7 protein-coding genes and 1 pseudogene are annotated in these 11,011 nt (G+C 51.4%); 1 reads left to right on the top strand and 7 read right to left on the bottom strand.

Translation table 11 applies throughout. The features are described 5' to 3' along the window. The 6 genes from AC6RNO_RS24780 to AC6RNO_RS24755 form a co-directional block, all read right to left on the bottom strand. Nucleotides 1-439 (bottom strand): hypothetical protein (locus AC6RNO_RS24780; protein ID WP_497107107.1); only part of this gene is annotated, 439 nt, incomplete at its 3' end. 90 nt (nt 440-529) lie between these two features. After that, nucleotides 530-1,747 (bottom strand): sialidase family protein, encoded by a 1,218-nt coding sequence (locus tag AC6RNO_RS24775; protein ID WP_474680278.1) that lies wholly within the window; start codon nt 1,745-1,747, stop codon nt 530-532. Nucleotides 1,748-1,803: 56 nt separating this feature from the next. Further along, nucleotides 1,804-2,658 carry an ABC transporter permease subunit gene (locus AC6RNO_RS24770; protein WP_497107117.1) on the bottom strand — a complete coding sequence of 285 codons (855 nt, stop codon included), beginning with the start codon at nt 2,656-2,658 and terminating at the stop codon, nt 1,804-1,806. A gap of 63 nt (nt 2,659-2,721) precedes the next feature. Further along, a complete protein-coding gene (locus tag AC6RNO_RS24765; protein WP_488434508.1) occupies nt 2,722-3,690 on the bottom strand; it encodes an ABC transporter permease in 969 nt (322 codons plus the stop codon). Between the two features lie 116 nt (nt 3,691-3,806). Next, nucleotides 3,807-5,480 carry a type 2 periplasmic-binding domain-containing protein gene (locus AC6RNO_RS24760; protein WP_497107106.1) on the bottom strand — a complete coding sequence of 558 codons (1,674 nt, stop codon included), beginning with the start codon at nt 5,478-5,480 and terminating at the stop codon, nt 3,807-3,809. Between the two features lie 772 nt (nt 5,481-6,252). After that, complete coding sequence (locus AC6RNO_RS24755; protein ID WP_497107105.1) at nt 6,253-8,523, bottom strand: helix-turn-helix domain-containing protein; 2,271 nt, start codon at nt 8,521-8,523, stop codon at nt 6,253-6,255. A 230-nt stretch (nt 8,524-8,753) separates the two neighbouring features. Between AC6RNO_RS24755 and AC6RNO_RS24750 the strand changes: the two genes are divergently transcribed. Then, nucleotides 8,754-10,364: a type 2 periplasmic-binding domain-containing protein gene (locus tag AC6RNO_RS24750; protein WP_488434511.1), complete on the top strand. Its 1,611-nt coding sequence runs from the start codon at nt 8,754-8,756 to the stop codon at nt 10,362-10,364. Between the two features lie 288 nt (nt 10,365-10,652). Here the strand turns inward: AC6RNO_RS24750 and AC6RNO_RS24745 are convergent. Beyond that, nucleotides 10,653-10,847, bottom strand: a pseudogene (locus AC6RNO_RS24745) (MFS transporter); the annotation flags it as partial. Nucleotides 10,848-11,011: the final 164 nt, after the last annotated feature.

Below are 11,011 nucleotides of genomic sequence, written 5' to 3'. Positions count from 1 at the left end.
TCCCCCCGCCCCCGATAAGATTGACGCCTCCGGTTTCAGCCAGCGCTTCTTCAAGCCCGGTCTGATAAACGGCCACCCACACGGCAGATCCTATCCCTCCGTCGGCAACCGGGTTGTCTGCCCTCGTCGTGTGCGGGAGCGGACCGGCCCACCGGTATCCGGTCGTGATGCCGTCGGCCGCGGTGAATTCCAGTACATCCCATTCCTGCGTGATCTTCACCCGAGGCCGAAAAACGCCGCGCGCTCGGATATTGCTGCCGGACTTACCCGAATCGCGATCACGATCGTCTCCATAGACGGCATCAGTCACGGAAGACTCCTTCGCATTCCCCGTTCCCGCCGTCACGCCATACAGAATAGCCGCGGCTCCCGCCGCTCCCATCGAAGCGAGGAGCTTTCTACGGGACAACTTTTCGTTCGAATCCTTGTGCTCGGACATGAATCATTCCTCCTAAAAGTTTTGCGAGAGCAAAACTCGCTTCGTAAGCATTTGCTGCGCTTTCCGTCTGGAAAGGATATGCTGAATTTTTCAATAAACCAGCTCGCGGAAACGCTTGACGGTATGAAACGAGATGAAATTACCGTTATGTGCGCTGGCGGCTCGCTCATCGCCAGATCGGCTCAAGATATACATGTCATCGCCGTCGATCACCATGGAGGCATAATGCCGAGAATGCTTCGCCCCCGGTCCGGCAGCAACCAAACCGGCAAAGCACCAATCGATGCAATTTTTGGAAAAATGCAGCTGCAGCCTCGTCCGCTCGTTGTTCGGCAAATTGTACCGGTCGGGCTGCAGTCTGTCCGCTCGCGTCATGCTGTCCGTCGCCTGCGTGCTGAGTAGCCAATACAATCGGGTCCGGTCGTCGTACAGGATATGAAATTTCATTTGTCCGCCCGGACAGGGAACAAACACGACGCGTTTCCCTGACGGAACGGTCTCTAGCATGGTCGTCATCGCGCCGTTCTCGTCCTCCACGACTTTGGCGATAGCCGCATAGCCGCTTCCCCCCGTATGCGCGCGCAGCCACAAATGAAACGTTCTCCCCTCCGGATCGAACCATGCATGATCGGGGTCGACAAATTGCACGACGTTCGTTTCCAGCCATCCCGCAGGGGCACAGCCTCTGCCAGGCGCAATGTTGATAGAGCGCAACGGATCGCTATGGTAGAAAGGAACGCCGAAATCGGTAAGCTTATCCGCCGGAACGGCATCGCAGAAGGCGAGCTCGGAGGCGAACGTCCAGTTCGCTGCCAGGGTTAGATCGGAATCCGTCCTTCCGCGCATCAGCACGGGCGCCAATTCCCCAACGGGCCAGCTTTCGATACGGCGGTATTTGCGTTTTTCCATGACCAGATAGACCGATTCTCCTGCATAATGGACATTGCACGGCGCCTGATGCCATTCCTTGCCTTCGGTCAGGTGAATCGGCTCCGTCCAGCTATCCCCTCCGTCGTCTGATCGCATAATCGTCAAATCGCCGTTGTGGCCGATCACGTACAGGGAGCTACCCGCGGTGAACGGTCTCGCATGCACGAACGGAAAATCGGTCCGATGCGCCCACGTTCGGCCCTTGTCGTCCGAGGTAAGCACCTTTCCGTATGGAGGCTTCACGCCGGGACCGTCAAGGTCGAGCGTCGACACAAGTCGGCCGGAAGGAAGCTGCGCAAGACCGGGACTGTAGCAATAGATGCGGGACGGATCTTCGGATTCGTAAACGTTGACATAATCGTCGGCCAGTGCCTTCATTTGCTTTCACCTCTGTTTAAAATGGATGGGGCGGGGTTACTTCGATGCCCGGCTTCTCAGCCTTTCAGCGAACCGATCATGACCCCTTTGACGAAATATTTTTGTGCAAACGGATACAGGCACAAAATCGGCAAGCTGGAAACGATAATGATGCCGTATTTGACGGACTCGGCCAACATCGTTTTTTCAGCCATGTTCTGGTCTATGACACCGAGATCAAGCTGCTGCATCATCTGCGTCTGGCTCGTCAATATTTCCCTTAGCACCAGTTGCAGTGGGAAATATTTCTGGTTGTTCAAATAAATCAGGGCATTAAAAAACGAGTTCCAATGCCAGACTGCCGTGAATACGACCAATACCGCAATGATCGCTTTAGACAGCGGCAGGACGATTCTGACAAAGTAGCTGATATTGCCGCAGCCGTCCATCTTCGCCGCTTCGAACAACTCCACGGGTATGGTGGACTGAAAGAACGTTCTTGTAATGATGATGTTCCACATGCTGACGCTTCCGAGAATGACGATGATAAGCGGATTATTGACCAGGTGCAGCTCTCTGATCAGCAAATAAGTCGGGATCAGCCCCCCGCTGATAAACATCGGGATGATGAACACCGTTACAATAAAGCCCCGCCCGACCATGTCCTGCCGCGAAAAAGCATAGGCCGTCATAAGCGTCAAGCTGACGCTAAGCAGCGTTCCCCCGACCGTGTACAAAATGGTATTGCCATATCCGATCCATAACTGCTTGTATTTGAAAATGATTTCGTATCCGTTCAGATTCATGCCCTTCGGAAACAAGATCACCTTGCCCGTTCCGACTGCGGAAGGGTCGCTGAAAGAAGCGATCACAATAAAGTACAACGGGTACGCTACCATGATCAGCAGCAACAGCAAAAATATGCTGTTCATGATATCGTACGCCCTGTCGGATCCACTTTTGTTCGTTAAGTCCGTCACCCTGATCACCCGCCTTTAGAAAATACCGCTTTGGCCCAATTTTTTGGCTAATTTGTTGACCGACAGCAGCAGAATCAAATTCACAACCGAATTAAACAGGCTAACCGCCGCAGAGAAACTGTATTGGGATTGAAGTAGGCCGATCTTGTAAACATAAGTGGAAATCACTTCGGAATTGCCCAAATTTAACGGGTTTTGCATCATAAAGACTTTTTCGAAGCCGACGCTCAAGATGCCTCCGCAGTTCAAGATCAGCATGATGACGATGGTCGGCAGGATCGAAGGCAGATCGATATACCACGCGCGTTGAAATTTATTCGCGCCATCCACGATCGCCGCTTCATGAAGCGAAGTATCCACGCCAGACAAAGCCGCTAAATAGATGATGCTCCCCCAGCCCATCCCCTGCCAGACGCCGGACCATACATACAGATGCACGAAGGCGTTAGGATCGGTAAGAATCATGAGCGGACCGTTCGTCAAGCCGATCTTATTCAGCAATTGACTGAAAACCCCTAAATTGGGAGCCATAAATACATTGATCATGCCTACCAATACGACCGTCGATATGAAGTGGGGCGCGTATGTGATCGTCTGCACAACGCTTTTCAACCGCTTGCTGTTCGTGCTGTTGAGAGCCAAAGCAAGTATGATCGGAATGGGGAAACCCGCCAGCAGGGAATATATGCTTATTGTCAACGTATTTTTGATCAGCATCCAAAAAATGTCCAGCTTGAAAAATTGCTTAAAATGATACAGCCCTACCCAATCGCTCCCCCATATGCCCTTAACCGGTTTAAAGTTCTCGAAGGCGATCAATACGCCGTATAAAGGAACATATTCGAATAGAATGACATAGATGAGCGCGGGAAGAACTAGAAAGTATAGTCCGATATTTTCTTTCACCTTGAGCATTCTCCTGCTGAATAAACGCATCGTGGTTTGCTCCCGAATCTCCGGAATCGCCGAATTTGAATCGATCATGCTGAATCCTCCCGTACGTTCGATGGATACGGTAATCGGACGGCAGACGGTCAGGAGGACCCACTCCGCATATGTGAATATGTCCTCTTGCCTGCTGCCCGATCCCCCGCTGCCGGTTACTTGCCAAGTTTGGCTGCTGCATCCAGCTGTTTCTGATACAATCGCATGAACTCGTCCAGCCCCAGGCCTTGCAGCTTCTTCACATAACCATCCCACTCGGCGTCCACATCGCCCTTGCCCGATATCCAGTTTGCAATGGTTGCCTTAATATAATCATTGATCGCTGTATCCAAAACCAACAGGCGCTGCTTTTCCATGTCCTTCAGCAGGCCTTCCGGCAATTTCGGAATGTTCAAGTTTTTGGCAGGTAAATAATTTTTATAAATGTTGTTGTATGCCCATTCTCTTGTGCCTTCCTTGTTGACGTTATTGTTGACGATTTTATTCTTGAACAGGTTCTCGTCGAGAAGGGCAATGCCAAAGTTATCGAGCCCTCTGTCTTCGTCTGCAGCGATTTTTTGATTTGTCAATTGGAATTTGCCGTCGTCCGATTTCGTCCATGCCACGCCTTCTTTGCCATATCTCTCCGTCATGGACCAATCCTGTTCCGCCAGCATATCCGCGAGTCTTGCCGATGCAACAGGGTATTTGTTGTTCTTGAAAATAACGAAGTTTCTCGGCCATATGCTGCGGTTCTGGCGGCGAATGAGAGGCTGCTTCCCGTTCGGGGATTTGAGCGGCGCCATCGGGTACCACCATTTGCCATCCATATAGTTTTCATTCTGATCGCCATACGAGGTCATCGAACCTACGATCGGCGGGTTGGACGAAATGGCGGCTGTATATTTACCCCAGTCGTCCGTGAAGGCCTCCGGAGGAATCAGCCCATTCTTGTACAGGTCGGCCAAAAAGCGGATGGGTTCTTTCAAGTCCGGATTAGTCGCCTGCGATTTGAACTTGCCGTCTTCGACAATAAAATAATGGTCAGGTGTACTTAGGGAGGCTGCGGTTGTATACACGCCGAAAGTACCGTACATATCGAACTGACCACCGATGTAGTTGCCGTACTGAAAGTAATAGGGAATCACGTTTTTGGGGATGGAGCCTTTGCCGGCATTTTGTTTGAAGGCCATCAAGACGTTTTTGAATTCTTCCGTCGTGGCCGGCATTTTCAAACCGAGCTCATCCAGCCATTTCCGATTGATAAACCATTGATCCCGGAGGCCGTAGCTGTATTCGTCGAGCAGCACGTATGGAAAGCCGTATAATTTGCCATCCGGCATCAGCGCTTGCTGCTTGAGATCCGGATTCGTCTCGAAAAACTTGCTCCAATTCGGAGCATATTTCAGAAGGCTGTCGACGCTTACGATGTCCTTCGCGTCGACTGCATCGGAAATCGACTGCGGCGTAGGATCCATCCGCAGCATAATGTCCGGATAATCCCGGCTGCTGAACATCAGATTAACCTTTTCCACACCGCTGTACACTTTCAAGTTGATTTTGATGTTCGTTTTTTCCTCAATTTTCTTCCAAATATCGTACTTCGTTAAATCTCCCATGTTCGCATAGGAAATAATGCCCACATTCAACGTGATCGGCGTTTTCACAATCGGATAACCCGTCGCATTCGTTGTGCCGCCGTCCAGCAGCTGCGCTTCATTGCTGCTGCCGCTCGCGGTCGGCGTGTTCTCTCCGGCTTTGCCGGCGTTGTACGAGCATGCGATCAACATCCCTCCCAGTACGCCGATGCAAACGGTTCCAGAAACGAGCCTGATCCAATTTCTGCTCATTTGAATTCCCCCTATTTTCTTATGGCTTCCTGCGTTTGCTCCTTGTGTTGCTCCTTGCTCGTTGATTCTTGCGCTTGCTTCCTGCTTTCAAATTCGACTTATTTTTGCTTTGTAAACGATTACATACGCATGCTGATCGATCGCTTCTTCAGGCTAACAGATGCGGTGCAGAAACGTAAATCAGCCGTTATCTAGCGATATGCCGTTTTCCAACAGGCGAAAAAACCAAGCGCCGTAAGGCTTTGGCATGAGTCGGCGGCATTCTGCGCATGGGCAGTATACGAGTTTCTATTCATGTGCGTCGCATGGTTACCGCTCACGTTGGCAGTTTGCATTCTCATCGCCGATTTCTTACACGTCCGCTCCGCTGATTCTCCCTCCCGTTCCTTCGCCCGCCTTGCTGCTTATTCTACGTTCTTCAGCAGATCTCGTTTGCTGCACACCTTCACCTCAAGTCACCGAACCTCGCTTATTGCCCTACACGTACTGCAGTCCAATTTTGCCCAATTTAGAATCGAGTCTTGACTTCTTTCCTCGTCTGGAGTCAGAAAATGTCCATTTGAAGAGCCTATTTGCCCCTACATACTGGAAAAACCGTTCGCTAGGGAGGCAAAATCGAAATACAGCGTTAGGGGGGGCCTCAATCCCATTCTCCAATTAGCGAGGGCATTACCGGGGAGATCGGCGAGGGATTCCCCACACAAAAACCGGCTCCCGGTAACAACGCATCGTCGATGCGCCGTCATCGAAAGCCGGCTCCCTTTTTCCCTGCCTAAACGCCTTTATACATGATCTTGCGAAAAACGCCCGGCGTCGTGCCGACCTCCTTCTTGAACTTGCGTACGAAGCTCGATACGTCGCAATACCCGATTTCGGAGATGATCTCGCTCAGCGGCTTCTCCGTCGAGCTAAGCAGCTGCTTCGCTTTTTCAATGCGCAGGTAATTGATGTAATCGGAGATATTCTGGCCGGAGCATTTCTTGAAATAATAACTCAAATTGGACAGGGACATGTGGAAATGATCGGCCATGTTCTGGACCGTAAAATTTATATGGTAATAGTTGCCGTCGATATAGGCGGCCAACTGCTGGAGCAGCTCCTGATCGTGCTTCTCGCGATTCTCCTTGATGTATTTGCAGATTGTCTGGCAAACCTCGTTGACGCTCCGTCCGAGGTCCTTCACGGTTTCGAATTGGGCGAGCGAAATGACGTCGATATAGCCTTTGTCCAGGCCGACGAACTTTTTATTGATCAATTGCATCGTCTTCAATACCGTATTGATAATATCGAAGCACAGACAGCGAGCTTCGAACAGTGTCATGTCGGACCGGGTAATTTGGTCTACGAGATCAGAAACGGTAGTGGAAATTTGCTCGGTATTGCTTTCGACGATGGACAGTTCGAGCGTATTAAGCGCCTCGACCGGATACGGATAGTCCGATGCGGCAACGATTTGCGTATTTTCGAAATAAATGATTTGGTCCTTTCCTTTGACCAGCCGATAATCGAGCGCCGTATACGCTTCGATGCACGATTTGCCGATCTGTCCCGTTTCCGTATATCCTTTGCCGACACCGACCGCAACATGGGTGCCCAGCCGATTCATCATGATCTGCTGCATATGCGTCAAAGCTTCATACAGCGATTGACGGTCCGGCTCCTGACGGTCCGCCAGAACGAAAATCAGATGATTGTCGATGTTCATGCGGCCGTAACCTTCGAGTTTGCCTTGCAGCTCCCGTTCTAGCAGCTCGACGAGCTCGGGAAGCGATGCCGCGGACTGGTTCCGCTGCCGCTCCGACAGGGACGCGGAGAAGATGGCGACGCGAAACAACGACTTGCTGAAGGAAATGCCGATATCTCCTCCCTGCTCGTTAAAGGCGGCCGCATGCGGAAAAGACCCGCGGATCAAGCTGCTCAGCAGAAAGTCCTTGACTGCGTTGTGATTGCTTTTGACCTGATCGTTCAACATCTTGTTCGTACGGTTGATCCGGTTGATCGTCATCCGCACCGCTTCGAACTCGTTTCCGGTCTCCGCGACGCTGCCGGTCTCCGATTCCGCAAACAGGCGCAGCTGGCGGATCGGCCGATAATTGACCCGCATATTGAACAGGATCATAATGCCCGCGGCAAGGACGATGGCAAGGAACGCCCACTGGAAGGTCTGCTTGGCAGCGATAACTTGGCTCATCGCTTCGCCGACAGGCATGATCATAAAGTAGCTCCAGTCGGTTTCCGGGGACTGGATGTAAGAAACGAAATGGGAGGAATCGCCTATATTCGTGATGATCGACTGCTCGAGCAGATCCGGTCGAATGAAGGCCAACAGCTCCTGCCCGGTCGGACGATCGATTTCTTTGGAGGCGGCGACGATCTTGCGATCCGGGTGTACCGCCATAATATTGCCTTTGTCGCTGCCCATGGTCTGTTCAAACGCCCGCTGCTTGATAATAAACAGCACCATGCGTTTGTCGTAATTGGAGCTGTTGGGCACCAAATACGTCACCACTTTGCCCGCTTCGCCTCCATCCGAATCGCTGCCGGGCACCCAGACCGCATTGCCGTTTATGTTCTGGGTCGAGACTTGAAATTGTTCTTCGGAGACCGTATCGCCGTAGTACGTTTTCAAAAAATCCTTCATCGTGAACGTTCGCGTCGAGGAGACGAACTTATTCAATTGGTTGTAGTAAACCACGACATCGGTTATAAAGTTGCTGCCGGAAATATAGCTTTTTAATTGATGAATGCCTCTGGACGTATTGTTCGGACCGTCGCCGATTTGCTGGGTCGTCAGGTCCGGGTTGTTGTAGATTTGGTAGGCCACCGTGTTCATGCCTGAAATATTCGTATCGATGGCCGTGACGACATGCTGGAGCAGATTGACGTTGTTCTTGACCACTTCCTCCTTCAGCAAATGGAAGAAATAGTTGTATACCAGCATGGAGATGATCGCGAGAGGGATGGCCAATACCAGTATGTAGGAAAACAAATACTGCAGATACAGCCGATTTCTTTGCAAAACGTTACGTTTTGGCCAAAGCATATTCGCATACCGCCTTTCATGATTACGCTTTCACTCTGTTTTTGTTATAAATATATCGCAAACTTCCGGGAATGTACATTCGCCGGACGTCCCGCCGCCCGCTTTGGAATAATCGCCTATGCCCCAACAACCGCATATTTACGAAAACATGCTTGCTTGCTATTATTGTTGTATTAATTAGCGCTGTTGGGTTGACCGATCTGCGGCAAAACGGAAAGGATGATGGAATCGTGAACAAATGGACCGGATTGCTTCTCGTCGTCACGTTAGGGATCGCCATACTCTTACCGGGATGCGAACGACCGGAGACTTCCGACTCCGCCGGAGCTTCAGGAAGCTCCAAGGAAACGATCGGCGACCGGATTATCGAGAACGGCGTCGCCGTCCATTTGACCGGGTATCCGATCGTGGACCAGCCGATTACGCTCAAAACCGTTATCGTTACGTCGTTTAAAAGCGACTACAATCAATCGAAGTTTTTCCAGGCATTGGAGAAGAAGAGCGGCATTCATCTCGATATCAGACAAATTTCCGTCGACAACCGGGACAAGCTGAACCTGATGTTTACCTCCCGGCAATATCCCGATCTCATGCTGCGCGCCGACCCGTCGCCGTTTCAAATCGAAACGGCGCAAAGCGCCGGAGACATCGTACCGTTCTCCAGCCTGCTGAAATACGCGCCCAATTGGACGAAGCTGCTTCAATCGAATCCCTCCGTCAAGAAAGCGATGACAGCCGCAGACGGAAACATTTACGCGCTCGGCCTCGTTCAACAGAACAACGTCTATTTGGGCATACGCGACCAATGGCTGATCAACAAGAAGTGGCTGGATCAGCTCGGTTTGCAGGTTCCAGCTACAACCGAGCAGTTCGCCTATACGCTTGCGCAATTCAAGGCGAACGCCGGTAAAGGAGACATTCCGAAAGACATGATTCCGTATTATTTTCGTTGGGATCAATATGTTGGCGGTCAGTTGGACTTGTTCGGGGGTTCCTTCGGCGTCCTCGTGCCGGACGAAAACTACGTGTCGGTCGAGAACGGCAAGGTCCGATTCCAGGCCTTGAATCCGGAAATCAAAAAGCCGCTTTCCTACTTACATAAACTGTACGAGGATGGCTTGATTCCGCCCGAAGTATTCACGGACGACTGGAGCGCTTTTTATGCGAAACGGGGAGCCAAGCCGGAGATTGCCGGATCCTTTGAAGCCTACAGCAATCCGAACCCCGACGTCTATGTGCCGATGCTCCCGCCCAGAGCCGAAGGCGTTTCCAGGCAGCTGTTCCGGCAGCAAACCTGGATCGTCCGCAACAATCAGTTCACCATTTTCAAAAACAACAAGTATCCGGTCGCCACGGCCCGGCTGGCGGACCTGCTGGCCGATCCCGATTGGACCGTACAGGAATTGTATGGGCTGTTCGGAGACGGGACAAGGAAAAATGACGACGGGACGTACGATATTTTGCCGGAAACCGGGAACGAGGGCGATTTTCCCAATGTGGATGCCATATCGGCCATGACGTCGGACTTGGCTGCAAAGCTCCGCTACCTGCCGGGAAACAGCAATGCCGACCGCGCCAGGGCCGTTGCGATCTACGAGCCAGTTGTCGCACCGCTCGACATGTTCTTTCCCGATTATGTCGCCTACTCGCCCGACGACCGCGACAAGCTGACGCAGTTGCAGATGAACGTCAAGCAGTACGTCAGACAGACGTTGATTCACTGGGTTGTCAAAGGCGGCATCGAGCAGGAGTGGGATTCCTATGTGGCGAAGCTGAAGAGCATGCGCGTGGACGAGATGATCACGATCATGCAGAAGGGGCTGGATGCTTACAGCAAATGATGAGGACCAGTTCCGCAAAAATGAAGAAGCGACGTTATTCCCTGCGAATGCATGGAACGACGTCGCTTCTTGTTGAGCCCTTTTACTCCGCCTCGAAATGGCGGTTGCCTTACACGACCTGGTTTTGCCTGCCGGGAGGGCTGTCTGTTGGAGCCTCATGTAAGGATTTCCCTATACCGTGACTGCACAAATTCTTTATAACCATTCTATTATACTGCCGTCAACCAAACCAGGGAGCAACTGCCGTGTGGCGATCTGCTCCCTGGTTTTTGTGCTATCGTTCTTAGTTTAATCTTTGGAGTTAGATTTATTATTTTGAACCGGTACATTTGATTTACTTCGAAACCATATGACAACAGGTATAAGCAAAGGGGCAAGTCCTCCCCCAGCGAGCGACAAATTCCAACCGATCCCGAGCAGCGATAGTGCAATAACCAATACCACCAAGGAATCCGGGGGAGCAACTGCGGCTACTATACCTGCATGTCAAGTAACACCTTTCCAAGCAGGGTTCCCACCTGCTACCTCACTCGACCTATGCTTGGTCGCTCCACTTACACCAGTACTTACACCATCATGCAATCCTTCGAATTGACTAATTTGTGTGAGAATTTTAAATCATCCCCAGGGAGTTGTTCATCTTAGCC

The sequence above is a fragment of the Paenibacillus sp. sgz302190 genome, assembly GCF_059820445.1.
The sequence above is the reverse complement of the archived record's forward strand: the minus strand, read 5'-3'. Positions and strand labels throughout refer to the sequence as shown.